Consider the following 24,326-nt stretch of genomic DNA (forward strand, 5'->3'; position numbering starts at 1 on the left):
AGGACAGGCCCTGACTCCCATGATGGAACAATACCGCCAGATTAAATCCCAGTATCCTGACAGCATCCTCTTTTTCCGCCTGGGCGATTTCTATGAGATGTTTTACGAGGATGCCGAAGTGGTATCCCGGGAACTCGACCTGGTGTTGACCTCCCGGGGCGGCAAGGAAGCGGCCCCCATGTGCGGGGTTCCCTACCACGCTGCCGATAGTTATTTAGCCCGCCTCATCGCCAAAGGCTACAAAGTAGCCATCTGTGAACAAATGGAAGATCCCCGCCAGGCCAAAGGCCTGGTCCGGCGCGAGGTTATCCGGGTGGTTACTCCGGGGACGATAATTGATGAAAAAGCCCTGCCGGCCAAGGGCAACAATTACCTGGCGGCCATTGTGGGTGAAGGCGGCAGCTTCGGTCTGGCCTGGGCCGATGCCTCCACCGGGGAATTTCAATTTACCCTCTGCCCGGGCCTGGAAGAACTCCTTGACGAACTGGTACGCCTGATGCCGGCGGAGTATTTACTGCCCCCTGAACTGGCTGCCGATTCCTCCTTTTGCCGGCGCCTGCAGCTCTATACCAGAGGTGTAATTACCAGCTGGGCCCCGGCGGCCGGCCCGGCAGATGCCCGGCAGGCCCTCGGCGAGCACTTTGGTAAGGAGAAATTGAGTCAGATGGAATTACCGCCGGCAGCCGCCCTGGCCGCAGCCATGGTTCTTTCCTTTCTGAAAGCTACCCAGCATAGCTCCCTGGCCCACCTGGACGCCCCGACCCCGGCAGCTGCCACCAGCCGGATGGTCCTCGACCAGGCCACCCGGCGCAACCTGGAACTGGTAGCCTGCGGCCGGGAGGAAAAGCGAGAGGGTTCTTTACTGTGGGTTCTGGATAAAACGGTCACCGCCATGGGCGCCCGCACCCTCAGGCGCTGGCTGGACCAGCCCCTGCTGGATGTCAAGGCTATTAAGGCCCGCCAGGAAGCCGTAGCGGAGCTGGTGGACGGTTTTATTCTGCGCCAGGAATTAAGGGAAGCCCTGCAGGCGGTGCGGGATCTGGAGCGCCTGGCCGGCCGGGTAGCTTATGGGACGGCCGGCGGGCGGGACCTCCAGTCCTTGAGGGGATCCCTGGCGGTGGTGCCGGAAGTTATGGAGCTGCTGGCAGGTGTCCGGGCCGGCCTTCTGCTTGCCATCAGGGATCAGATGGACCCCTTGACGGAACTGGTGGACCTCCTAGGCCGGGCCATTGTTGATGACCCGCCCCTCAGCGTTCATGAGGGAGGGATAATCCGGCCCGGTTACAACGCTGAGGTTGATCGCTTGCGCCAGGCGGCAGAGCACGGCCGCGAATGGATAGCCGCCCTCGAAGCTGAAGAAAGGGAACGGACGGGGATCAAGTCGCTGAAGGTAGGCTATAACCGGGTTTTTGGTTATTACATAGAGGTTACCCGGCCGAATCTACCCCAGGTACCGGCCGATTATGAACGCAAGCAGACCCTGGCCAACGCTGAGCGCTTTGTTACCCGCCGCCTCCAGGAACTTGAGCGCCAGGTCCTGGGAGCCGAAGAGAGGCTGGTCCAGCTGGAGTATGAGCTTTTTCAGGCCCTCCGGGATGAAGTGCTGCAAGTCCTGCCCCGCATCCAGCGTACGGCCCGCGCCCTGGGGGTCCTGGACGCCCTCCTTTCCCTGGCTACGGTGGCCGTCGATCACAATTATACCTGTCCCCAGGTAGATACCGGCATGGTTATCCAGATCGAGCAGGGGCGGCATCCGGTCGTGGAGCTGGTAGAAACCCACGGCAGCTTCGTACCCAACGACACCTACCTGGACCAGGAACAAAGGGTGCATATTATTACCGGGCCCAATATGGCGGGCAAATCCACCTATATCCGCCAGGTGGCTTTAATCGTTCTCATGGCCCAGATCGGCAGCTTTGTGCCGGCCCGCAGGGCAAGGATCGGCGTGGTCGACAGGATTTTTACCAGGGTGGGCGCCGCCGATGACCTCTTTGCCGGCCAGAGCACCTTTATGGTCGAGATGCAGGAAGTGGCCAACATTCTGCGTCATGCTACCCGGAGGAGCCTGGTCATCCTGGATGAAGTAGGAAGGGGGACAAGCACCGCCGACGGGTTAAGTATTGCCAGGGCGGTGACGGAGTATTTACATGATGTTGTCGGCGCCCGCACCCTCTTTGCCACCCACTATCACGAACTGGTAACCCTGGCCGGCCAGCTGGCCGGGGTTAAGAATTACTGCGTAGCCGTACGGGAGGAAGGGGAAGATATAACTTTCCTGCGCACCATTGTTCCCGGCAGTACCGATAAAAGCTATGGTATCCATGTGGCCCGCCTGGCCGGTTTACCGGCTGCGGTGCTCAAGCGTGCCCAGGAGCTTTTAGAACACCAGCCGGGCGGTGAAAGCCGGGCTGCCGTTATACCAGCAAAGAAAGTATCCCTGACCAGTATTGAAAAACAGGTTTTACAGGAGCTGGCGAGTTTCGCCCTGATGGCCGCCACGCCCCTGGAAGCCATGGAACAGATTTTCCGCTGGCAGCGGCAGCTTCACCAGCAGGGGACGGAAATAGTAAAAATTGGCAGGGGATGATCCTTTGACAGGTGAGCTTTGTCCCAGGATAGCCATCCTGGATGCCGAGACGGCCAACCAGATCGCCGCCGGGGAAGTAGTCGAAAGGCCGGCCTCGGTGGTAAAAGAGCTGGTGGAAAATTCTTTAGATGCCGCTGCCCGGCATATTGCCATCGAAGTTAAAGGGGGCGGCCTCACCCTGATCCGTGTCCGGGACGACGGCTGGGGAATTAACCCCGAAGATGCCCCCCTGGCCTTTGCCCGCCATGCTACCAGCAAGATTCGCCGGGCCGCCGACCTGTGGGGGATTACCACCCTGGGCTTCCGGGGGGAAGCTTTACCCAGTATTGCGGCTGTAGCCCGGGTAGAAATGGATACCAGGCCTCCGGGAGAGACTGCCGGCGTCAGGGTAAGGATAGCCGGCGGCGGGGAGCCGGAGGTTACGGCTATCGGCTGCCCTCCCGGTACCACGGTTACGGTGACCGATTTATTTTATAATACTCCGGCACGGCGGCAGTACTTAAAGAAACCGGCAAGCGAGGCCCGCGCCGTCGTTGCTGCTGTAGAAAGGCTGGCCCTGGCCCACCCGGAAGTAGCCTTCAATCTCCACCTGGAGGGAAAGCGCCTGCTGTATACCCCGGGCGACAGCGATTTACAGGCGGTGGTGGCGGCCATTTACGGCCTGGAAACTGGCCGGGAATTACTGCCCCTGGCCGGCGAGGGCGAGGGCTGGACGCTGAAGGGTTTCATATCGCCCCCCTGGCTGCACCGGGCCGGCCGCAGCCAGCAGGTGTTAACAGTCAACGGCCGCTATATTTTTAACCGCCTCCTCACCCGCGCTGTGGAGGAGTGTTACCAGGCCGTTATTCCCAGCGGCCGCCATCCCCTTTTTATCCTGCAGCTGACCGTCGATCCCCGCCTGGTGGATGTCAATGTTCACCCGGCCAAACTGGAGGTGCGCTTCCAGCAGGAATACGAGCTGGCCCGGCAGGTGGCCGCCCTGGTAAACAGGGCCCTGCATACTCCCCGGGCCGTCGCGCCGGCAACTACTGTCGCCGCGCCGGTAACCACTGGACGGCTGGAGGGGAGGAAGGCGGCCGGGCCGGGGGCCCTCCAGCAGGATTTTGCTTTCCAGCGAAAGGAAGAACAGGCCCGGTTATGGGGAGAATATATATTAAAGGAAAGGCCTGCGGATGAGGAAAAAAGGGCAGAAAAGGTTGGAGAAGTTCGGGCGGTAAAACCTGATAAGGAAATTGAGGCCCGGAGCGCCTTACAAACAGAACCGGTGGATGCGAACGGCCAGGTCCTGCCGCCTTTAAGGGCCATAGGCCAGCTGCATAATACCTACATCCTGGCTGAAGGCAGGGACGGCCTTTATATCATCGACCAGCATGCGGCCCATGAACGGTGCCGCTTTGAGCACCTGCAAAAGCGGGTTAATGCCGGCAGGTGGCCGGCGCAGATGCTGGAGCCCCCCCTGACCCTGCACCTCGCCCCGGCCATGACGGTAAAACTCATAGAGCAAATTGTCACCTTAAGGGAGCTGGGGTTTATAGTTGAAACCTTCGGCGCCAATTCCTTTTTGCTGCGCTCAGTGCCGTCAGGTGTACCGCCGGGTAAAGAAAGGGAAGTCCTGGAGGACTTTCTGGCTGACGAAAATTTGCCGGCAGAAGAAAGGCTTTTAAAGATCCTGGCCTGCCGTGGGGCCATCAAAGCAGGAGACCCTCTGAGTGGCGTTGAGATGCAGAAGCTTTTAGACGAACTGCAGGAAATTAGCCGGCCTTATACCTGCCCCCACGGCCGGCCGGCTGTAGTCCGCCTGGACCGGTCCACCCTCGCCCGTTATTTTCACCGGCCTCAGGGCGCAGCGGCCTTGAGGATGCCGTAAGGAGGGGGCGGTGACTAGGGACAGAGGTTAGGCTGGCAAGGAGGAGAACGTAGCGATTGACTGCCAAGAAGCCCCTGGCGGCCATCGTCGGGCCCACGGCTACCGGTAAGTCGGCCATCGCCCTGCACGTAGCTGCCAGACTGCAGGCGGAAATAATCTCCGTCGATTCCGCCCAGGTTTACCGGGGTATGGATATAGGCACCGCCAAACTGCCGCCGGCAGAACGGGTGGGTCCCGGCGGTGTGCCCATACCCCATCATTTGATCGACATTGTGGATCCGGACGAGCCCTTCAGCGTGGCCGATTTTCAAAAACTTGCCCGGGAAACCATAGCGTCCATCCTTCAACGGGGACGCCTGCCCCTGCTGGTCGGGGGGACGGGCCTTTATTACCAGGCCGTAGTCGACCCCTACCTTTTTACGCCCATGCCCGGGGATAAAAAAATCAGGCAATATCTGGAAGAACAGGCGCGAAGCCGCGGTAATGAATACCTTTATGAAGAGTTAAAAAGAGTTGACCCGGAAGCAGCGCGGCGGATTCACCTCCACGACCGGCGCCGGCTGGTCAGGGCTTTGGAAGTTTATATCATGACGGGGAAGCCCATTTCAGCGGCTTTAGAATGGCGGCGACGGCAAGAAACGCCTTACCGCCTGGCGGCGGTGGCTCTCACCATGCCCCGGCCGCAGCTTTACCGCCGCATAGAAGCCCGGGTCGATGCCATGATTGCCCAAGGGCTGGTAGAGGAAGTACGGGGTTTACTGGCCAGGTATGATCACCGCCTGCCGGCTCTCCAGGCCGTGGGCTATAAGGAAATTGGCGCCTACGTCCGCGGTGAAATGGAACTGGAGGAGGCCGTCGCCCTTTTGAAACGCAATACCCGGCGTCTGGCCAAAAGGCAGCTGACATGGTTCAAGCGGGATACACGCCTGCGCTGGTGGGAAGTAGAACCCGGGAAGCTGGAGGAAATAGCGGCAGAGATTGCTAATTATATTGCAGGATACCTTGATATTGATGTAGAATAGGGTTATACTAAACAAAAAATACCAACCTGGAGGGTAAAAGATGAATAAAACAGGGAACCTGCAGGACTTGTTTTTAAATGTGCTGCGCAGGGACAATACCCCCGTCACTATTTACCTGGTTAACGGCTTTCAACTGAAAGGGATAGTACGGGGCTTTGACAATTTTACCGTGGTCCTGGATTCCGACGGCAAGCAGCAGATGATCTACAAGCATGCCATTTCCACAATCACGCCTTCCCGGCCGGTTAACCTCATGGCCGAGAGCAAGGCTGAAGCCAAATAGGTATATACTTACCACCCCGGAACTCCCCGGCCTGAACCGGGGAGTTTTTCTTTGGTTTAGCAGGAGACGGGTATAATCTGCGGTTCCAGGTTAAAAAATAGGTCAAGGGAGGAATCTCATATGCCCGGACCCAAGGTAAAGTGCAAAGTAAATACCTGCAACCACTGGATGAACGGCGACTTATGCTCGGCGGGAAATATAGATATTATGCATGAAGAAGAGGGCAAGATGGCCCAGAATCCTGAACAGACCCAGTGCAAGACCTTTTACGCCCGCCGGGGGCTGGCCAACCTGCTGGGCTCCCTGGATAATGTCAACTGGGGCGGCCTTTTAAGCAATACCTTCCTGCCCGGAGGAGAACTTTATCCCTCTGTTACCTGTATCGTCAATACCTGTACTTACTGGGCGGAGGGAAACCACTGTAAGGCCGAAAAAATTGATGTAGTCGGCGTTAATGCTGATGAAAGCCAGGATACCAACTGTTATACCTTTAAACGCAAAAGCTGACAGGAAAGAAATGGCAGGGCTGTTCTCCCGGCCTTTTTTCTTGCCCGACCCGGTGGTGCGTATAAATAAAATAAAGAGAGAGCAGGGGAGGGCGGGTGAAAAAATTGCAGGTTAAATTTGGCACAGGTAACCCCAAAGGAAGCAGCAGGTCCCTGATTCGCCCCCTCCAGCGCGACCGGGGGAGCGGGGAAAATGAATTAAACAGCCGGCGACGGGTGGATGCTGTTATGGCCGAACTGGAAAAGATGATCGGCCTGGAGAACGTTAAAGGTTTGATCAAGGAACTTAGAGCCTTTATAGAGATTCAACGCCGGCGCCAGCGGGAAGGCCTGGTGAGCAGCACCAATACCCTGCACATGATTTTTAAAGGCAACCCGGGTACGGGGAAAAGCACCGTCGCCAGGCTCATGGGGAAGTTATTCAAAGAACTTGGCGTATTGACCCAGGGGCACCTGATTGAAGTAGAACGGGCGGATCTGGTGGGGGAGTATATCGGTCACACGGCCCACAAAGCCCGGGAACAGCTTAAGAAGGCCATTGGCGGCATACTATTTATTGATGAGGCTTATTCCCTGGCCCGGGGCGGGGAGAAGGATTTCGGCCGCGAAGCCATTGACGTTCTGGTCAAGGGGATGGAGGATTACCGCGACAATTTGGTTCTTATCCTGGCTGGTTATAAAGATGAAATGGACTATTTCCTGGAAACAAATCCAGGGCTGCGCTCGCGTTTCCCTATCCAGCTGGAATTTCCCGATTATACCGTGCCGGAATTGATGGCCATTGCCCAGTTAATGCTGGCGGAAAAACAATATATGCTTACGCCGGCGGCTGCCGGGGAACTGGAAAGAATTTTACGCCGGGAAGTCCTTTTCGGCCACCCCTATAACGGCAATGCCCGCATGGTGCGCAATATTATCGAAAGGGCCATGCGCCGCCAGGCCCTGCGGCTGGTAAACAAGAAAACCCTCACCCGGCAGGAATTAATGAGTATTGAAAAGGAAGACCTGCTGCGGCCGGCCCCGCCGGCCGGTATAAAGGAAGGTGAAAGCGGCTTTCCCGGGGGACCGCCGATCTGTTATAATAACTCCCGGTAGTTTGAGGTACGGGGGTTAAGAAAAAGAATTGGACTGGTACAAAGATATTTCCAGGTTTTTTCCCGTTGCCCCCTGGCTGGTAGAGAAGCTGGAAGCAGCGGAAAAGGATAGCCGGGCAGCGATCGCGGCCGTAAATGCCGTCAGTGACCGGAACCACTTCAAGGTCCTCCGGGCCTTTCAAAAACACGAGGTAAACGAGTACCATTTCCAGGATTCTACGGGATATGGCTACGGCGACCTGGGGCGTTCCACCCTGGAGCGGCTTTTTGCCAGCATTTTTGGCGGCAATGCCGCCCTGGTTCGCCCGCAGATTGTTTCCGGCACCCACGCTTTGACCTTGGCTTTAAGTGCCCTCCTGCGACCAGGAGACACCTTGCTCTCCGCCTGTGGGCGCCCCTACGATACCCTGGCTACGGTCATCGGCCTCGGCCCACGGGTTGCAGGAAGCTTAAGGGAATGGGGGATAAAATACGCCGAAGTGGCCCTGGACACCAGGGGCCGGCCGGACCTGGCTAAAATCAGCGAAACTGTAACCAGGCTGCGGCCCCGCCTGTGCCTTATCCAGCGCTCCCGGGGTTACAGCTTACGTCCTTCCCTGGGTATCGAGGAGATCGCCCGGATTATCAGCACCATCAAAGAGGCCAACCGGGAAAGCGTCTGCCTGGTAGATAACTGTTACGGGGAGTTAGTAGAGGATAAGGAGCCGGGCGAGGTGGGCGCCGATCTGGTGGTAGGTTCTTTAATTAAAAATCCCGGCGGCGGCCTGGCACCGGGGGGCGGGTACATAGTGGGCCGGGAAGACCTGGTAGAGGAGGTGGCGGCGCGCCTGACCGCCCCCGGCCTCGGGGGTGAGCTGGGAGCCTTTACTGAGAAACGCCTTTACTACCAGGGCTTGTATCTGGCGCCCCTGGTGGTCAGGGAAGCCCTTACGGGAGCCATCGTCGCGGCTGCTTTTTTCCGGGACCTGGGCTTTGGCGTCGACCCCCTGCCGGGGGAACGGCGGCGGGATATCGTTCAATGTATCATCCTGGGACAAAGGGAAGCCTTGCTGGCCTTTTGCCAGGGGCTGCAAAAGGGTTGCCCGGTAGAAGCGACTACGATACCGGAACCCGCCCTCCTGCCCGGCTATGAAGACCAGGTCATCATGGCCGGGGGCACTTTTATCCAGGGGTCTTCCATTGAACTCAGCGCCGACGGTCCCTTGAGGCCCCCCTATGCCGTTTTTCTCCAGGGAGGACAGGCCTATCCCTATACCCGCATCGCCCTCCTCATGGCGGCCCAGGAATTGATAAACCGGGGCTTGCTTCAGGAGAAACGGCGGTAAAGGCCAATGACTTTACCCAGGATGCTTACTTCCCGGGTTTTTATGGGCTGCAGGCGGCTGTTGGCGGGAACCAGTTCTATATGGTCTTCATAGCGGTAGAAATATTTAACGGTAGCTTCGTCGCCGAGGAGAGCAACGACGATATCCCCGTTTGCGGCCCTGTCCTGGGGCCTGACAATGAGGTAATCGCCCTCCAGGATACCAGCTTCAATCATGCTGTCGCCCTGGACCTGGAGCATAAAGGCGTCTTCACTACCGGCAAATTCCGAGGGGAGAGGAAAGACTTCTTCGATATTTTCTACGGCCAGAATGGGCTGCCCGGCGGTGATTTTGCCCAGCAGGGGGACGGAAACTATATTTCTGGATGTACGCGGGAGTCCCGGGGGGGCGGCAAGAATTTCAATGGCCCGGGAGCGGGTGGGATCGCGGCGGATGTAACCCTTTTTCTCCAGCCGGTTTAAATGACCGTGCACGGTAGAACTGGAACGCAGGCCGGTAGCCCGGCAAATGTCCCGCACTGTAGGTGGGTAACCGTGCACTTCGATAAAATGGCGGATATAGTTAAGGACCATTTCCTGCCGGGGCGTTAAATCGGACGTCAACCTCGATCCCTCCAGGTTCAAGCTCTAACTTATCCTATCATATTTTTTTCCTGTAAACAACCGTTCGTTATTCTTTTACAGAGCCGACAGCTGAAAACTTAAAGATATACCTAATAAACGAGAGGGAGACGATAGAGTTTAAGAAGCATAACTTCCTATAATAATTATTATGTAAACTAATGAGGGGGCATGCCGGATGAGCAATGAGAATAACAAATAAACCGGTGCCTGGACCGGTTTATTTGTCAGCACGCATAGCTAATCCCTGGGCAATCACCGATTGCACCGCCGGGCCACATCAGGTTCCGGCGGGGTTTTGGGTAAGGCAGTCACGACCGGCGTTGGCACCCGTATGTTCCCGGATGTCCTTTAAATTGTGGCAGCATTGCCGGATTACTATGTGAGCCAATATCTCACTATCCGTAACGTTATTACAGTAGCAGATAATCCGGGGCGATTCTTCTTTAAACCAGACCGGGACGCGGACATTTTCCTTGGTAAAAACGGTGCCGTTGTCGCCATAGTAGACAGCGTTGCATGTTGATGACAGGCATAAATTGTACTGGATAGCCCTTAAAGATGCCGCTGCTGGCGTATTAAGTAAACTAGCTACCGTAATCTCCGGAACTTTTTGCCCCTTTGTACCACAGACCGGGCAAGCCGTAGCAGCTTCCCTGCCTTTACCACCGCAAACTTCATGCGTCATTATGAGTACTTCCTTTCTTTTATGTATTAAATAGCTGGCCCGTCTATCCCGGGTAAAGTCCAGGACCAGCTTATATCCCACATTCCGCACCTTTGGATATAATTACCAATGTTTACTTGGAGCACTAAAAAATACTCCTACCCACCACCGCGGGGTGGGAAAAGGTAAATTTCCTTGCCGAAACCAGCAAGTTCAAGGGCTCTAATCACCTCCGACCCGTGATAGTTGATTAACGCCCGGTCCGAACCCTGTTTAACTACCAGGAGATAATCAAACATCTCCAGGAGTGCCCGTGCTGTAGGGTTAGTACTCTTACGTTTCCCCGGCAGGATTAAGGGGGACTCCTCTTGCTCCAGATTTTTTCTTACCCGATACTCCAGGTAAGCTGCCACCAGAAGGGCTAGCTGGAAAACAAACGACATGGCTTCTACCCGGTTCTTGTTCTTAAGGAAGATGGGCCCCAGGAGGACCGGCTGTTTTAAGAAACGGAACTGCCTCTCAACAGCGTTCTGTTCCTTATACTCCTTGAGCACCGCCCGGTCGGGGTAAGCTTTGGTATCCATGAGATTGGTAATGAGGACAAAGGTGGAAGCCAGGTCTTTTTCATGGGCCATTGCTTCCCGGTCTTCCTCTATTCTAATATGGGCATGGTAAACGACTGTGTTCTGGGGCTGCTCTCCTTTTTTGGGCCGCCCAGGTCGGACGTAGCTGCTCGCTATTTCTTCATCAACTGTGCCCTTTAGGATGAAAGGTTGGTGGCGGTATTCCCTCAAGAAGAGTTCTATGGCTTTTTTGGCGTCGGCCTCACAGGCGAAAGGGCGCCGGGAAAGAGCTTGGGCGGCCTTTTCCAGAACTTCTCTTTGCTTGGCCCACTTTTTCAAGAGACTATTCTCTTTGCGTTTATCCAGGGTTGTGGAGTGGACCACGATTAAACGAAAGTCATGGCCGCCTATTTCCCGGACAAAGCTCTGGCTTTTATAGTAGGCAGCATCTTTCTTTGAACTCAGTTTTCCGATCTCCTGCCAGGTGCCGGTTCGGAAGGCTTCGGCCTTAATCTCTTCGTTAAGGCCGAAGTTCTCCGGTAACAGGGAGATAAACTGGAGGGCGGGTTTGTTATCTTCCTCCTGCATCAAAAGAGCCAGGTTATCCTTAGTTACCAGGGCGCAGTCCGCCACGAAAATGACCTCTTTAAGCTTTGCCGGGCTCAATGTTTGGACCAATTCTTCAATAACCTCAGGGTACCAGGATTTATCACTGGTATTGCCGCCCAGACTTTGACCCAAAATGGGTAACCCATCTTTGTTTACGGTCAAGCCGATGAGAAACTGCTTGAGGTCAGGACGATGATCCTTGCTAAAACCGAAAGTTATATCTAAATCTCCTTCGCCCTCATAGGCGCCCTGTACGGAAATGGAGGTGGTATCCACATGGATGCCTGTAATGGGCACGTTGTGGGTAGCGGCGGCAGTTAAAGCAATGCTGGAGAACAACTTCTTCAGCTGGCCGCTGGCGAAGAGTTTATCCAGGGCCCGGCCCAGGGCATCATCGTTAAAATCTCTAGGCCGGACCTGTTGCTCAGCTCCAAACAAAACCTCCAGGTCCTGGTTCTCATAAAAGCGCTCCACATGATAGAGGGCCTCTCGGTCTACCAGGAGATTAATGATCAGCGCCTTAACCCGATTTCCCGGGGAAAGATGGCACTGGACCGGGTCCCATTCGACTACGGCATCAATGATTTCTGCTATCTTCAGAACGTCACATAACCTGGCGATAAGGGCTGCGGGACCGGCCCGGAAGAAGCGCATATTATCGATGGCTACAGGCATCGAACATTCCTCCAGAATTCTCTTAGAGGAATGATTCGATACTCAATTAGAAATTCCTGGTTAGAAGATTCTCTCTACTTTTATTTCCTTCTGCACCCTGTAAAAATTATTTTTGGGTTGCTCACAGGGTGCGGAAGATGGGTTATATTATACTCCTTTTATTATTTATTTCCTATTATTTATTTTCCGGGCCCCGTTCGGGATCAATTATAACCTGGTTGCCGCGGATGTGATGAAGCTCCCTGGCCCTTACTTTTGAACGGCGGTCCTGATTGGGGCCGTTACGGTTGAGTTTAAAACGCCTGGGCATCTCTTTCCACCCCCTTGCTAATTATTGAGTAAAAGACGGGCCTTGGAACTATGAAGCAATTCCTATCGCTAGTTTATGTACCTTACCTTGCCTCTACCCAGGCAATTCCCGGTATTATGTTAATGAAATAGAGAATAGACACTGCTCTCAGGTATGATAATAAGCTTAAAGGGGGGATTTCAGGTGTTCCGAGCCCGTTTTACCATGGGATCGCGCCCTCGGCGGCGCGGCTTGCCCTGGTGGCTCACCTTACTGGCTTACCCCATGGGCCTGCTGGATGGTTACTTGTTAAGTATATGGTTGCGACGACGCCAGGAGCAAGAACCAGCCGGCTAGCCGGGGGGCTAAGCCCCCTCCTTTTCTTACCGATTTTTTCAACCTACTTCCGGTTTCTTGCGACTATTATATACCTGGGCGGGACGGTCGAGTTAAAAAATATTTTGCAATATACTGATAAAACCACAACCAATGCCACCTGTGCTACTATATAAGTAAGCTTAAGGAGGTGTTTCCGTTAGTGCGCCCTTTTCTTAAGTGGCCGGGCGGCAAGTACCGGATCGTTAACGAGATCAGGGCCAGGCTGCCTAAAGGTAAACGCCTGGTGGAGCCCTTCGCCGGGTCCGGCGCGGTCTTCCTGAACACCGACTACCCGGCCTACTGGCTGAGTGACAGCAATGCCGACCTCATCAACCTCTACCGCACGCTCCAGTCCCAGGGGGAAGAATTTATTCGGTACTGCCGCTCCTTCTTCGTTCCGAAGAATAACACGCCGGAAAGGTACTACGAACTGCGGGAAACTTTCAATAACACGAAAGACGTCGTGCTGAAGTCGGCCCTGCTGGTCTACCTTAACCGTCACGGTTACAACGGGCTGATCCGCTATAACGCCCGGGGTGGCTACAACGTGCCCTTTGGCCAGTATAAGCGGCCCTACTTTCCCGAAGCCGAGATGCGGTACTTCTACCAGAAGTCACAGGCAGCAGAGTTTACCGCTGCCGACTTTACCGAAGTTATGACCGCAGCCCGGCCCGGAGACGTATTTTACTGTGACCCGCCCTATGTGCCGCTTTCCGAGACCGCCAACTTCACTACCTATAGTGCCGGCGGTTTTTCCCTTGAGCAGCAGGAGAAGCTCGCCAGGCTGGCTGTAGAACTTTCGCAGGCGGGCATACCGGTCCTCATCTCTAACCATGATACTGAATTTATCAATAAAGCCTATCAATCGGCCAGCATAACCAGAATCCAGGTCCAGCGGTCCATCAGCTGTGATGGGAACAACCGCGGCAAAGCCGGTGAGGTACTGGCTCTGTTCGAGTGCTTTCGCCGATGAAAATAGCCCCCTTCTTGCGTTGCCGCTTTTTAAGGGGGCTAATCCGGCTGAAGCTTTGATTATAAATATTGGTAGCCCTACGGGGATTCGAACCCCGGTTACCGCCGTGAGAGGGCGGCGTCCTAGGCCACTAGACGATAGGGCCTCGACCTGAACTTATTATAGCACAGGTTCCCGGGAGCCGTCAAGATATAGTTTTTGCACCAGGGCAATTTCGGACCCGTATTCTTTATAGTTACTTACCGGTGTTTCCAAAAGCATGGTTAACTTATGAAGAAAAGGATCATTGACAATAGCAGCTATCCCCTGCTCCCCCAGTTCTCCCCTGCCGATACCGGCATGGCGATCCCGGTGACTGCCCAGGGGTACCAGAGAATCATTTAAATGCATGACCCTGATCCGCTCCAGGCCGATCTTTGCTTCTAACTCTTTTACCAGGTTCCGGCATCCTGATGGGGTACGCAGGTCCCAGCCGGCGGCGAATAGATGGGCCGCGTCCAGGCAAACGCCCACCCTCTCCGGCCAGTTCAGGCCTGCAAGGATGTAACGCAAATCTTCAAGGGAACCAACTTCTTTCCCCTGCCCGGCCATAGTTTCCAGTAAAAGCATAGGGACCGGACCGGGGATACTTAAATACGACTCTTTGATCACCTGGATAATCCTCTCTAAAGCTGCGTCGCGGTCGCCTTCGTGGTGGCCGGGGTGAGTGATCAGGTATTCGCCCCCGATAGCAGCCACCCTCAGGGTGTCATCATGAAGTACCATGCGGGCGAATTCTTGCTGCCTGCCCGGTCCTGCTCCCAGGTTGACGGTATAGGGCAGGTGGCCGGCAATGGGATAGAGACCGGCCTCTTGCCTGGCCGCCTGCCAGGCAGCTATTTCCGACGGCGGTATTTCCCTGGCCGCGCCGCCGCGGGGGTTACGGGTGAAATACTGGAAGGTATTGGCCTTTATTTCTGCGGCCATAGCTACTGTTTTCGGTAATCCTTTGGCTATAGAAAGGTGGGCTCCCAGGCGCAGCATTTTCATACCATCCTTCGTGACTAATGATCAACACATTTTTTAAACTGGACATTGTTATTGTCCTTAATCTCCGCCAGGAGCATACCGGCCAGGATGAACAGGCAACCGGCCCCCTGGCGCCAGGTCAGGGTCTCCTGGCCCCAGAGATAGGCTGTCAGGGCGGCAAAAACGGGTTCCATGGTAAAAATAATGGCCGTATGGGCGGCGGTGGTAAACTGCTGGACTTTGTTTTGAACCAGGTAGGCCAGGGAGGTGGCCGGCAGGGCTGTAAGCAGGAACGCCTGCCAGACGGCGGGAGTAAACCTGACCGGTAACCTTTCGCTGGGGAGGGCCAGCAAAAAAGCAACTACGGCAACGGTGCCCAGCTGCACGCTGGTAAAGAGCAGGGAGTTATGGCGGCTGGCATAACGTTCTACCAGTAAAATCTGGCCGGCAAAACAAAGGGCGCCCAGGAGGACCAGAAAATCACCGGGATTAAAGGCCAGACCTGCATTTAAAGTCAGGAGCGCCAGGCCAATGGCTGCGGCAAAGGCACCGGTAATGGTGAAGGTACCTGGTAAGGTACGGCAAAAAGCCGCGCTTAACAGGGGTACGAGTATTACCGATAAACCGGTGATAAAACCGGCACTGGCTGCCGAAGTAAACTTTAAGCCCAGGGTTTGAAAGATATAACCCCCACTTAAAAAAAGGCCCACCAGGCTGCCGTTAATCAAGGTAAACCGGTCAAGGGCAAACCAGCGCCGCCAGGCTACAAGGGCTAAAAAAATAAAGGCCAGCAGGAAGCGCAGGGCGACAAAATATAAAGGTCCGATACCGGTTAAAGCTCGCTGGACAGCTACGAAAGTAGTTCCCCAGATAAAGGTTACCACTAAAAGGGCGGTATCAGCCAGGAGCTGTTTTGACAATGCAACTCACCGCTTTTATTATCCATTTCCAGCGATAACCTGTCAAGAATTAACCTACCGCGGCAGGATTTTTATTAATTAAGGCGAATAAATATTAGATTGTTGCCCGGCGGCAAATGATAATTATTAAAGGAGGAGAAAGTTCATGAAGGCGTGGCAAAAAATTTTTAGCTTACTGGTGCTGATGTTTTTAGTCGCCGGCCTGGCCGGCTGCGGGAGCGGCGCATCCCAGGAAAAAGGTCCTGATACACAAAACAAACCAGCCGCTTCCGGTACCAGCACCTCCAGCAGGCCCAAATACACTGTAGCCCTGGAAGCTACCTTTGCGCCCTTTGAATTCCGGGATATGAAAACGGGTGAATTTACCGGTTTCGATGTCGACCTGATCAAGGCCATCGGCCAGGTAGCCGGCTTTGATGTGGAGATTAAAGAAATGGGTTTTGATGGTATAATTACGGCCCTGCAGACCAACAACGTCGATCTGGCCATCTCCGGGATCAGCATTGACGATGAGCGCAAGAAAGCGGTGGATTTTTCCATCCCCTACTACCAGTCGGGACTGGTCGTGGCGGTGAAGGCGGATAACGATACCATTAAAGGCTTCGATGATTTAAAGGGCAAGAAGATTGCCGTCCAGATCGGTACCACCGGTGCCAAAGAAGCGAAAAAGATCCCCGGGGCCAAAGTCACTGAACTGGATAAAGTGCCGGATGTCTTCTTGGAACTGAAAAATGGCGGTGTCGACGCTGTGGTAAATGACCTGCCTGTTACCGCCTATTACATTCAGCAGGGTAATAAAGATATCAAGATTGTTGGCGATGTAAGGTCGGCTGAGTACTACGGTATTGCCGTTCCCAAGGGTAAACCGGAAGTCTTGCAGAAGATCAATGACGGCTTAAAGGCCCTTAAGGCCAGTGGCCAGTATGCCGAAATTTATAAGAAATGGTTCGGACAGGATCCTCCTGCTTTCCTGCCCGGTGAACCGCCGCAGCAGAAGCAATAAGTTCCTGGGAATAAAACGGTATGCGTAACACCATGCGGTGTTACGCATACTGCTGTTCCGGGTCTAGTGAGGTGAAATTTATTGGGCCTGGTTATCCAATCCCTGCCCTATTTATTGCTGGGGGCTGTGCAAACTTTAAAGATAACCCTGGTTGCCGTTGCCCTGGGCTGCATTTTCGGGCTGATGGCCGGGATGGGTCGCCTTTCCCGCCGGCGGTTGACCAGCTTTCTGGCTACGTGTTATGTTGATTTCTTCCGGGGTACGCCATTACTGGTCCAGATCTTTATTGTGTATTATGGTTTTCCCCAGCTGCTGAATGAAGGACAGCAGTTTTTAATGGCTCACTTTGGGTTACCCCAGCTTTTGCAGACAACCCACATCCCGGTCTTTGTGGCGGCTGTGGTATCTACCAGTCTTAATAGCGGCGCCTATGTGGCCGAGATTTTCCGGGCCGGTATTCAATCCATTGACAGGGGCCAGGTGGAAGCGGCCCGTTCCCTGGGCATGTCAGAAAGGCAGACCATGCGCTATATCGTCCTGCCCCAGGCCTTCAAGAGAGTTATTCCACCTTTAGGCAATGAATTTATTGCTATGCTGAAGGATACCTCCCTTCTCTCCGTTATCGGTTACGTGGAATTGACCCGCCAGGGCCAGCTGATTAGCGCCGCTACCTTCAGACCCCTTGAGGTCTACTTTGCGGTGGCCCTTATTTATTTAGTTATGACCTTTACCATCTCCCGCCTGGTGGATTATCTGGAAAGGAGGCTGAGGACCGGTGACCATGATCGAGGTTAGGGACCTCCACAAGAGTTTCGGCTCCCTGGAAGTTTTGCGTGGGATTAACTGTACCATTGCCCCCAGAGAGGTTGTAGTCGTCATAGGTCCCAGCGGCTCCGGGAAAAGCACCTTTCTCCGCTGTCTCAACTTACTGGAAATACCCACCCGGGGGGAGATCATTATTGACGGCATCTCCCTGACGGATCCCCGGACCGATATTAATGCCGTGCGGCAGGAAGTAGGTATGGTCTTCCAGCGCTTTAATCTTTTTCCCCATAAGACGGTGCTGGAGAATATAACCCTGGCACCTATTAAGGTGCGCCGCCTGCCAGCTGCCCAGGCCGAAAAACTGGCCCGGGAACTGCTGGCCAGGGTGGGTTTAAGCGATAAAGCCGATTCTTACCCCGAACAGCTCTCGGGAGGTCAGCAGCAACGGGTAGCCATTGCCCGCGCCCTGGCCATGCAGCCCAAGGTAATGCTCTTTGATGAACCCACCTCGGCCCTGGACCCGGAGATGGTCGGCGAGGTGCTGGCAGTAATGAAAGATCTGGCCCGGGAGGGCATGACCATGGTGGTTGTAACCCATGAAATGGGTTTTGCCCGGGAAGTAGGCGATCGGGTGCTCTTTATGGATGAGGGGTTGATTGTTGAAGAAGGAACACCTGACCAGATCTTTAATAACTGCCAGAACCCGCGCACCAGGGCTTTCTTGAGTAAAATACTGTGATTTGGGTTTAGGCAAAAAAATGGCCACTCCGGAAAACCCGGTGTGGCTTTTAATTTATTTATAGCTAGAGGAGGTATGAACGAGGCGATTACCGGGGTTGTTGCTGACCTGGAAATTTGCTCAGGTCCAGCTGCTCCAGGCGGTTTAAAATCATGTCAGCTTTTTCCTTGCTCAGCTTACCACCGGCTACGGCCTGATCTAATTTGGTTTTAGCGGCGCTGATTAATTGTTCCTTCAGCTGGTCTAGGGTCAGGCCCTTTGTGGCGGCGATCTGCTCCAGAGTCTTACCGTCTTTTAATTCCTGGTGGAGTTCCTGGGGGGTAATTCCCAGGGCGTCGGCGATTTCGCTGCCGAATTTATATCCCCAACCGTGGGCGGGCCGCTTAAAACCGCCAAACCCGGGCCAGTACCCGTCCTCCAGGGCTTTTTGCAGCTTCTGGGCCCTGGTGCTGTCGATTAAACCGGACGCCTGGGCGGCTTCCACAGCCTGCTGCCCGGCGTTTTTCATGGCTTCCTGAAGCCGGCTTACATCTATCCCCAGGTTAGCAGCCAGCTTTTCCAGATAGAGCTGTTTCAGGCTGGCCCCGGGCTGGGATGAAGAATTGGCCTGGGCCAAGGCCACACCGGCAGCAGCCAGGCTAAGGACCAGCACCAGGATTAAAACCAGGCTGAAGCGCTTTTTGATTTTAATCAAGATTTCACCCCCTTCCTGGAGTTTATTTTATCCACTTCTGTTAAGAAAAAGATGAAAGCAACCTGAGAAAATGATAAGAAATTATATGGCCTTTAACAACGGGAGGATAACCATGAAAGTAGTGCCCTCCCCTACCCTGCTTTCTACCTTAATCTCTCCCTGGTGTTGCTCGACGATCCAGCGGGCTATAGCCAGCCCCAGGCCGGTACCGCCGCTGCTCCGGGTGGCATCGGCCCGGTAAAAGCGTTCAAAAATGTGCTCCAGATCCTCAGGAGCAATGCCGGGACCGGTATCTTTCACCTGGATTATCAGTCTTTTATGTTCAACCGCTGCCGCCAGCTCGATTCTGCCTTCGGGAGGAGTATATTTAAAAGCGTTGTCCAGCAAGATAAAGAGCAGCTGCTTTAAATAGTCCCGATTGCCCAGAACCTGCTGTCCGGTGAGGCTTTCAAGGCCCCTGGCTGTAAAAGTTGCCTCGCCCAGCAGGGGAGCCTGGCGGGCTACTTCCTGTAAAAGTCCGGCTATTTCCAGCGGCTCGCGTTTGATTTCCAGCCCGGCGTCCGCCCGGGCCAGGGTAAGGAGATCATTGACCAGCCGGCTCATGCGTTCAGCTTCGCTGGCGATATCGGCCAGGGCTTCTTCCTGGGTGGCCATGTCCGTGCCCTTCATTTTGCGCAATAAATCGATGTTGCCGCGAATGGTAGTCAGGGGGGTACGCAGTTCATGGGAAGCATCGGCGACAAAGCGGCGCTGGGCGCTGTAGGCTTCCTCCAGCCGTGTATAGGCTCTTTGCAGGCGCCCCAGCATGGCATTAAAGGTGGCCGCCAGCCGGCCGATTTCGTCCATGGGGCCATGGTAGGGAACGCGCTGGGCCAGATCCCTTCCCTCCCCTATTTGTGCTGCCACCTGGGTCAGGCGCTCGATGGGCGCGAGGGCTGCCCGGGCCAGGATATATCCCAGGATGGTGGCGATCAAAACAGCAATCAGGCCCAGGAAAATAAGTACCCGCCGCAGGTCACCCAGGGTTTTTTTTACGGGACTGAGGAGACGGGCTACCTGCAGTATGCCCACCGGCTGGCCCTTGAGCATAAGAGGAACATTATAAATCCTTAAGGGGTAATCATCGATAGACTCCGTGGTAAAGAAATCAATTCCCTGGTGAGCCTGGATTAACGTTTGGGGTCCTACCGGCAGGGTCTGGCGACCTAAATTGCTGGAGCGGGTAACGACAAAGCCCTCGCTGTCGACTATTTGCAAAAAAATATCGGGTGCAGCAAAAACATTGACATCGGGCAGGGTGATGCGCTGCTGGCGCAGGAAATTGCTTTCAACTTTTATGGAACTGATAACTTCCTGGGCGCGGAAGGCCAGGGAACGATCAATAGAGCCTGTCAGATAGCGCCCCATGAGGAGATAGACCAGGCTGCCCAGGACGAGAAAGGCGAGGGTGAGGATAACAGTGACTAAAAGGGTTAGCCGCCAGCGCAGGGTCATGGCTGTTGCTCCTTAAGGACGTAGCCCACCCCGCGGACCGTCTGGATGAGGCGCGGCTCGCCCCCGGCTTCCAGCTTGGCGCGTAAATAGCCGATGTAAACTTCCAGGACGTTGGATTCGCCGCTGAAATCGTAACCCCAGATGCGGGTCATGAGCTCGTCGCGGGTAAGGACCCGCAGAGGATTTTGCAGGAAATAAGCCAGAAGTTCATATTCCTTGGCCGTGAGGGTGAAGGTGCGTCCTCCCCTTTTTCCCTCCCGGGTGGCAGTATTTAAGGATAAATCGCTGTACTGGAGGATTTCTGCCTCTTTGCCTCGCGACCGGCGCCGCAGAAGGGCGCGGATGCGAGCCAGCAGTTCTTCCAGGGCGAAGGGTTTAACCAGGTAGTCGTCGGCCCCGGTATCCAGTCCCAGGACCCGGTCGGCGGTATCATCCCGGGCCGTCAGCATGAGGATGGGAATATCACTGTGGGCCCGCAACTGCCGGCATACGGCCAGACCGTCAATGCCGGGCAGCATGATATCAAGGATAATGAGATCGGGCTGGTTGGCCGCCAGGGCCAGGGCCTGATGACCGTTGCTGGCGACTTCTACCTCATAACCTTCGTAAGTCAGAGCCCTTTTTAGCATGGAGGTTATTTTGGCGTCGTCATCGACAACCAGGATGCGGGTCCGCAATAATATCACCCCTCAAGTTGTTAAAAATATAACGCGGGTTTAAAATACTGTCAAGGGCAGCGTCCATGTTTTGGGAAGGCTTTCGCCAACCGAGATTCCTTCCTTTACCGCAGGTGCCAGGAACTTTATCTTGGCAATTGCCGGCTATTAGAGTTTAAGATTGCTGTAAATTTATGTAAGCCAGGGTTTCCCCAAAAATGAAACCGGATAACCCTTGACTTTAAAGCAGTTTTGTGCTACTATACTTCCTGCACGGGAAATGATGCGGGATGGTGTAGCGGTAGCACCCATGACTCTGGATCATGTTGCCCTGGTTCGAATCCAGGTCCCGCAGCCAGAATTTAATCCCCTTTCCAATTGGAAAGGGGATTTTACTTATTAAGGGGGGGCCAGTAGTAGCATACTGGCCCCCGCCCTTTTTCTAACCCAGGTTTTCCCGGATCCACCTGGAGGCCCGGGACAGGCGCTCGAGGACGGTTTCTCTGCCCAGGAGTTCCAGGATTTCAAAGAGGCCGGGACCCATAGTGCGGCCGGTTACTGCCAGGCGGGTGGGATGGAAAAGCTGCCCCGTACTTATTTCCTTCCTTTCAGCCAGGGTGCGGTAGGCCTCTTCTGCTGCCGCAGCAGTAAAATGGGGTAAAGCTGCCAGCTCTTCCCTGGCTTCATCCAGCAGTGCGGCTACACCGGGCTTGCTGAAGTACTTGCGGACGCCCTTTTCCTCATAGGAGGTTACATCGGTAAAGAAGTAACTGGCGGCATCGGCCACTTCGGCCAGGGTCTTGACCCGGTCGCGGACGGCAGCGATGACAGCCCGGACATGGTTATAGTCCTGCTCCGGTAACGGGTCAGGAAGGAGCCCTTTAGCCTGTAAAAAGGGCACCGCCAGGCGGGTGATGCGGTCAAGGTCACCCTCCCGCAGATAGTGGCCGTTAATCCAGGTTAGTTTTTTGGTGTCATATATTGCCGCATTTTTAGAAACCCGCTCTAAAGAAAAACTGGCAATCATTTTTTCCAGGGGGATAATTTCTTCTTCGCCTTCAGGAGACCACCCCAGCAGGGCAAGATAGTTAATAATCGCTTCCGGCAGGTAACCCTCATCACGGTATTCTTCTACTGAGGTAGCACCGTGGCGTTTACTTAATTTGCTGCGGTCGGGGGCAAGGATCATGGGTACATGGGCAAAGGCCGGCAACTCATAACCTAATGCCTCATAAACAAGTATTTGTTTGGGAGTATTGGAGAGGTGCTCTTCAGCCCGGATGATATGACTGATCTGCATTAAGTGATCATCAACCACGGTGGCAAAGTTATAGGTTGGCATACCATTGGATTTAACAATGATGAAATCATCAATGGTATCGTTCTCAAAGGTAACTTCACCGCGAACAATATCCCTGACCGTCGTTGTTCCTTGGTCGGGGATCGCCAGGCGAATAACCGGCTGCCTACCCTCCTTCTCCAGGCGGGTACGATCTTCGGGCGTAAGATAACGGCAGCGGCGGTCGTACATAGGGGGGCGACCTTCGGCCTGGGCAATCTTACGCCGGGCGGCCAGTTCTTCCACGGTACAGTAGCAGAGGTAGGCTTTACCTTCATTTAACAGGCGTGCTGCTTCCCGGCGGTAAAACTCCAGCCGCTGGGACTGAAGATATGGTCCATAAGGGCCGCCTTTTTCAGGTCCTTCGTCCCAGTCCAGGCCCAGCCAGCGCATGGCGGCCAGGATTTCCCGGTAGGAAATATCCGTTGAACGTTCGGTATCGGTATCGTCAATGCGCAGGACAAAGGCACCGCCATGATGCCGGGCAAAGAGCCAGTTAAACAAGGCTGTACGGGCCCCGCCGATATGCAAGCTGCCGGTGGGGCTGGGGGCAAAACGAACACGAACCTTCGACAAATGACAACACTCCTATCATAACATATCTTAACATCTCTTAACCAAATTTAACTTAATAATGATTGATACTGGACCTCCAGGCGGCGGGCCATGGCCGCTGCTGCCAGGGCGGCGGCATTTTGACGCGCCTGTTCGCCCATCTGTCGCCGGAGGTTTAAATCCTTAACTAATTGCAGCACACAGGCGCTGAAGGCATTGATATCTAATGGTGTTAGAAAGCCGTCTCTCCCATTATCAACCATTTCCTGGACACCGTACGCCTTAACGGCCACTACAGGGAGCCCGGCTGCTTTTGCTTCTCCAATTACCAGTCCCTGGGTTTCGGTGACAGAAGCAAAAATAAACAAGTCGGCCCCAGCATAGACGGCCGGCATTTGGTCAAAGGAGAAAGAACCGGCAAAGGTGACGGCCTGGCTGATTCCTAAAGTACGGGTCATGCTTTGCAGGGCTCCTTGCAACGGGCCACTGCCTACTAAAACCAGGCGCGTAGCCGGTACCTCCTGATGGATCAGGGCAAAGGCCTGCAGGATAAAGGTAATGTTTTTTTCCTTGCCCAGGCGCCCGACATGGAGGAGAATGATTTCTTCAGGCGGCAGCTGCAGGTATTTGCGCAGCCAGAAGGGATCGAGGTTTTGAAAACGATCCAGCTCGATACCTGTGGGGATACTGACTACCGGCACTTTGACGCCGTTTTTCTTTAAGTAGGCAGTAATGGTTTCTGTCGGCGTTATCACCAGCCGGCAACGATTACAAAAAGATACGGTATAGCGGCGAACGGCCTGGCGCATTAACCCTGGTACCAGGGGAAAATAGTGGACATATTCTTCATAAAGGGTGTGATAAGTGATTACCAGCGGTAACCCCAACTGCCGGGCCATGCGCGCTCCCAGTCGTCCCATTAAAAAAGGGGAATGGACATGGATGAGGTCAACCTTTAACTCCCGCAAGGCCCTGGGTAAAGCCGGTGCTACCGGGATGGCCAGGGCAAATTCTTTAAAGGTTGGTGCCCTTAGGGAACGAAAACGATAAATATCTTTTTCAAATCGGGAGGTACCATAACTGGGAGCAAAAATGGATACCCGGTGCCCCAGACGCCGTAGTTCATTACTGAAGGTGACGATGGATCGGACTACCCCGCTGGTATACGGTAGATAGCTGTCTGTAAAAATACCGATATGCAATTTTGGAGCCGCCTTTCTTCAGGTGGCATTATGGGCCACGGCCTGGACAATATCATGGCGCCGGACAAGTCCTATTAGCCGGCCTTCGCGGACCACGGGCACCTGTTTAATCTTGCGGTCTGTCATCAAGCCGGCGATTTCGGCGATACTGGCCTCTTCACTGGCGGTAACAACCTTGCGGGTCATTATTTCTTTCACAGGTCTGACGGCCAGGGACTGGACCTTAGAGGTTAAATCGTGATTGTCTTCCAGGACAAAGACCGAATTAAAGAGATCGACATAAACCGGCCGCCGCTGGCGGATGGCAGCCATAATATCGCCATCGGTGATTATGCCCTGGATCTTACCCTGCCCGTCAACCACAACGGCGCTGGTAACACCCTTCTGGACAAAAAGCCTGACTACGTCTCCCACCCGATCTTCCGGGTGGACGATAACAACGTCGGTAGTCATAATATCCCTGGCCAGGATCACGGTTTATTCCCCCCATTAA

Annotated in this window: 23 protein-coding genes, 2 tRNA genes and 1 pseudogene; 13 read left to right on the plus strand and 13 right to left on the minus strand. The window is 54.6% G+C overall.

The features are described 5' to 3' along the window. Nucleotides 1-19: 19 nt before the first annotated feature. The 7 genes from mutS to MCACP_RS06430 all read left to right on the plus strand — a co-directional run bounded on the left by mutS (nt 20) and on the right by MCACP_RS06430 (nt 8,684). Complete coding sequence (gene mutS / locus MCACP_RS06400) at nt 20-2,587, plus strand: DNA mismatch repair protein MutS (RefSeq protein WP_406678699.1); 2,568 nt, start codon at nt 20-22, stop codon at nt 2,585-2,587. Between the two features lie 4 nt (nt 2,588-2,591). Beyond that, nucleotides 2,592-4,454 (plus strand): DNA mismatch repair endonuclease MutL, encoded by a 1,863-nt coding sequence (mutL, locus tag MCACP_RS06405; RefSeq protein WP_406678513.1) that lies wholly within the window; start codon nt 2,592-2,594, stop codon nt 4,452-4,454. 56 nt (nt 4,455-4,510) lie between these two features. Next, nucleotides 4,511-5,476 (plus strand): tRNA (adenosine(37)-N6)-dimethylallyltransferase MiaA, encoded by a 966-nt coding sequence (gene miaA, locus MCACP_RS06410; RefSeq protein ID WP_406678514.1) that lies wholly within the window; start codon nt 4,511-4,513, stop codon nt 5,474-5,476. A 40-nt stretch (nt 5,477-5,516) separates the two neighbouring features. Continuing rightward, nucleotides 5,517-5,759 (plus strand): RNA chaperone Hfq, encoded by a 243-nt coding sequence (gene hfq, locus MCACP_RS06415; protein ID WP_406678515.1) that lies wholly within the window; start codon nt 5,517-5,519, stop codon nt 5,757-5,759. Between the two features lie 120 nt (nt 5,760-5,879). Next, a complete protein-coding gene (locus tag MCACP_RS06420; protein ID WP_406678516.1) occupies nt 5,880-6,266 on the plus strand; it encodes a DUF1540 domain-containing protein in 387 nt (128 codons plus the stop codon). Nucleotides 6,267-6,370: 104 nt separating this feature from the next. Beyond that, the gene (locus tag MCACP_RS06425) at nt 6,371-7,360 is read left to right on the plus strand and encodes an AAA family ATPase (RefSeq protein ID WP_406678700.1); all 990 of its coding nucleotides are present in this window, start codon (nt 6,371-6,373) and stop codon (nt 7,358-7,360) included. A 28-nt stretch (nt 7,361-7,388) separates the two neighbouring features. Beyond that, nucleotides 7,389-8,684, plus strand: coding sequence for an aminotransferase class I/II-fold pyridoxal phosphate-dependent enzyme (locus tag MCACP_RS06430; RefSeq protein ID WP_406678517.1), 1,296 nt, complete (start codon nt 7,389-7,391; stop codon nt 8,682-8,684). Here MCACP_RS06430 and lexA read toward each other — a convergent pair. The 4 genes and pseudogenes from lexA to MCACP_RS06450 all read right to left on the minus strand — a co-directional run bounded on the left by lexA (nt 8,666) and on the right by MCACP_RS06450 (nt 12,128). After that, on the minus strand, nt 8,666-9,286 hold the full coding sequence (lexA, locus tag MCACP_RS06435; RefSeq protein WP_406678518.1) for a transcriptional repressor LexA: 621 nt from the start codon (nt 9,284-9,286) through the stop codon (nt 8,666-8,668). The two genes, MCACP_RS06430 and lexA, sit on opposite strands and share 19 nt — an antisense overlap. Before the next feature lie 301 nt (nt 9,287-9,587). Continuing rightward, a pseudogene (locus tag MCACP_RS06440) lies at nt 9,588-9,992 on the minus strand ((2Fe-2S)-binding protein); the annotation flags it as partial. A gap of 137 nt (nt 9,993-10,129) precedes the next feature. Next, on the minus strand, nt 10,130-11,818 hold the full coding sequence (locus tag MCACP_RS06445; protein ID WP_406677048.1) for an IS1634 family transposase: 1,689 nt from the start codon (nt 11,816-11,818) through the stop codon (nt 10,130-10,132). Between the two features lie 175 nt (nt 11,819-11,993). Further along, nucleotides 11,994-12,128, minus strand: a complete 135-nt coding sequence (locus MCACP_RS06450; protein ID WP_406678519.1) for a hypothetical protein — start codon at nt 12,126-12,128, stop codon at nt 11,994-11,996. 183 nt (nt 12,129-12,311) lie between these two features. Here MCACP_RS06450 and MCACP_RS06455 point away from each other — a divergent pair, with 183 nt between their 5' ends. Beyond that, nucleotides 12,312-12,464 (plus strand): hypothetical protein, encoded by a 153-nt coding sequence (locus tag MCACP_RS06455; RefSeq protein ID WP_406678520.1) that lies wholly within the window; start codon nt 12,312-12,314, stop codon nt 12,462-12,464. Between the two features lie 181 nt (nt 12,465-12,645). Further along, a complete protein-coding gene (locus MCACP_RS06460; protein WP_406678521.1) occupies nt 12,646-13,458 on the plus strand; it encodes a Dam family site-specific DNA-(adenine-N6)-methyltransferase in 813 nt (270 codons plus the stop codon). A 69-nt stretch (nt 13,459-13,527) separates the two neighbouring features. Here the strand turns inward: MCACP_RS06460 and MCACP_RS06465 are convergent. The 3 genes from MCACP_RS06465 to MCACP_RS06475 form a co-directional block, all read right to left on the minus strand. Continuing rightward, a tRNA-Glu gene (locus tag MCACP_RS06465) sits at nt 13,528-13,603 on the minus strand. A gap of 14 nt (nt 13,604-13,617) precedes the next feature. After that, nucleotides 13,618-14,481, minus strand: coding sequence for a deoxyribonuclease IV (locus MCACP_RS06470; protein ID WP_406678522.1), 864 nt, complete (start codon nt 14,479-14,481; stop codon nt 13,618-13,620). A 20-nt stretch (nt 14,482-14,501) separates the two neighbouring features. Beyond that, complete coding sequence (locus MCACP_RS06475) at nt 14,502-15,386, minus strand: DMT family transporter (protein WP_406678523.1); 885 nt, start codon at nt 15,384-15,386, stop codon at nt 14,502-14,504. A 145-nt stretch (nt 15,387-15,531) separates the two neighbouring features. Here MCACP_RS06475 and MCACP_RS06480 point away from each other — a divergent pair, with 145 nt between their 5' ends. From MCACP_RS06480 to MCACP_RS06490, 3 genes are all read left to right on the plus strand, one after another. Next, nucleotides 15,532-16,389 (plus strand): basic amino acid ABC transporter substrate-binding protein, encoded by an 858-nt coding sequence (locus MCACP_RS06480; protein WP_406678524.1) that lies wholly within the window; start codon nt 15,532-15,534, stop codon nt 16,387-16,389. Nucleotides 16,390-16,470: 81 nt separating this feature from the next. Then, nucleotides 16,471-17,184 (plus strand): amino acid ABC transporter permease, encoded by a 714-nt coding sequence (locus tag MCACP_RS06485; RefSeq protein WP_406678525.1) that lies wholly within the window; start codon nt 16,471-16,473, stop codon nt 17,182-17,184. Further along, the gene (locus tag MCACP_RS06490; protein WP_406678701.1) at nt 17,171-17,893 is read left to right on the plus strand and encodes an amino acid ABC transporter ATP-binding protein; all 723 of its coding nucleotides are present in this window, start codon (nt 17,171-17,173) and stop codon (nt 17,891-17,893) included. Before MCACP_RS06485 ends, MCACP_RS06490 begins: the two co-directional genes overlap by 14 nt. Nucleotides 17,894-17,981: 88 nt before the next feature. Here MCACP_RS06490 and MCACP_RS06495 read toward each other — a convergent pair whose 3' ends face one another. The 3 genes from MCACP_RS06495 to MCACP_RS06505 form a co-directional block, all read right to left on the minus strand. After that, a complete protein-coding gene (locus MCACP_RS06495; RefSeq protein WP_406678526.1) occupies nt 17,982-18,587 on the minus strand; it encodes a hypothetical protein in 606 nt (201 codons plus the stop codon). An 81-nt stretch (nt 18,588-18,668) separates the two neighbouring features. Then, nucleotides 18,669-20,081 carry a sensor histidine kinase gene (locus MCACP_RS06500; protein ID WP_406678527.1) on the minus strand — a complete coding sequence of 471 codons (1,413 nt, stop codon included), beginning with the start codon at nt 20,079-20,081 and terminating at the stop codon, nt 18,669-18,671. After that, entirely contained in the window at nt 20,078-20,758 is a 681-nt protein-coding gene (locus tag MCACP_RS06505) for a response regulator transcription factor (RefSeq protein WP_406678528.1), read from the minus strand. Before MCACP_RS06505 ends, MCACP_RS06500 begins: the two co-directional genes overlap by 4 nt. 263 nt (nt 20,759-21,021) lie before the next feature. Between MCACP_RS06505 and MCACP_RS06510 the strand changes: the two genes are divergently transcribed. Then, nucleotides 21,022-21,095: transfer RNA gene (locus tag MCACP_RS06510), tRNA-Gln, on the plus strand. A gap of 84 nt (nt 21,096-21,179) precedes the next feature. On the opposite strand, the gene gltX is transcribed toward MCACP_RS06510, so the two are convergent. From gltX to MCACP_RS06525, 3 genes are read right to left on the minus strand one after another with little or no spacing between them, the layout of a single operon-like run. Continuing rightward, a complete protein-coding gene (gene gltX, locus MCACP_RS06515; RefSeq protein WP_406678529.1) occupies nt 21,180-22,652 on the minus strand; it encodes a glutamate--tRNA ligase in 1,473 nt (490 codons plus the stop codon). Nucleotides 22,653-22,699: 47 nt separating this feature from the next. Next, a complete protein-coding gene (locus MCACP_RS06520) occupies nt 22,700-23,833 on the minus strand; it encodes a glycosyltransferase family 4 protein (RefSeq protein WP_406678530.1) in 1,134 nt (377 codons plus the stop codon). Between the two features lie 18 nt (nt 23,834-23,851). After that, nucleotides 23,852-24,307, minus strand: coding sequence for a CBS domain-containing protein (locus tag MCACP_RS06525; RefSeq protein WP_406678531.1), 456 nt, complete (start codon nt 24,305-24,307; stop codon nt 23,852-23,854). Nucleotides 24,308-24,326 lie beyond the last annotated feature (19 nt).

This window comes from Neomoorella carbonis (assembly GCF_045278715.1).
GTDB classification, from domain to species: domain Bacteria; phylum Bacillota; class DSM-521; order Neomoorellales; family Neomoorellaceae; genus Neomoorella; species Neomoorella carbonis.

What these genes read in the sequence shown, in the direction of transcription:
- mutS (WP_406678699.1), top strand. Translation starts at nt 20, where the DNA reads ATGATGGAACAATACCGCCAGATTAAATCCCAGTATCCTGACAGCATC.
- hfq (WP_406678515.1), top strand. Translation starts at nt 5,517, where the DNA reads ATGAATAAAACAGGGAACCTGCAGGACTTGTTTTTAAATGTGCTGCGC.
- MCACP_RS06420 (WP_406678516.1), top strand. Translation starts at nt 5,880, where the DNA reads ATGCCCGGACCCAAGGTAAAGTGCAAAGTAAATACCTGCAACCACTGG.
- MCACP_RS06445 (WP_406677048.1), bottom strand. Translation starts at nt 11,818, where the DNA reads ATGCCTGTAGCCATCGATAATATGCGCTTCTTCCGGGCCGGTCCCGCA.
- MCACP_RS06450 (WP_406678519.1), bottom strand. Translation starts at nt 12,128, where the DNA reads ATGCCCAGGCGTTTTAAACTCAACCGTAACGGCCCCAATCAGGACCGC.
- MCACP_RS06470 (WP_406678522.1), bottom strand. Translation starts at nt 14,481, where the DNA reads ATGCTGCGCCTGGGAGCCCACCTTTCTATAGCCAAAGGATTACCGAAA.
- MCACP_RS06480 (WP_406678524.1), top strand. Translation starts at nt 15,532, where the DNA reads ATGAAGGCGTGGCAAAAAATTTTTAGCTTACTGGTGCTGATGTTTTTA.
- MCACP_RS06490 (WP_406678701.1), top strand. Translation starts at nt 17,171, where the DNA reads ATGATCGAGGTTAGGGACCTCCACAAGAGTTTCGGCTCCCTGGAAGTT.
- MCACP_RS06500 (WP_406678527.1), bottom strand. Translation starts at nt 20,081, where the DNA reads ATGACCCTGCGCTGGCGGCTAACCCTTTTAGTCACTGTTATCCTCACC.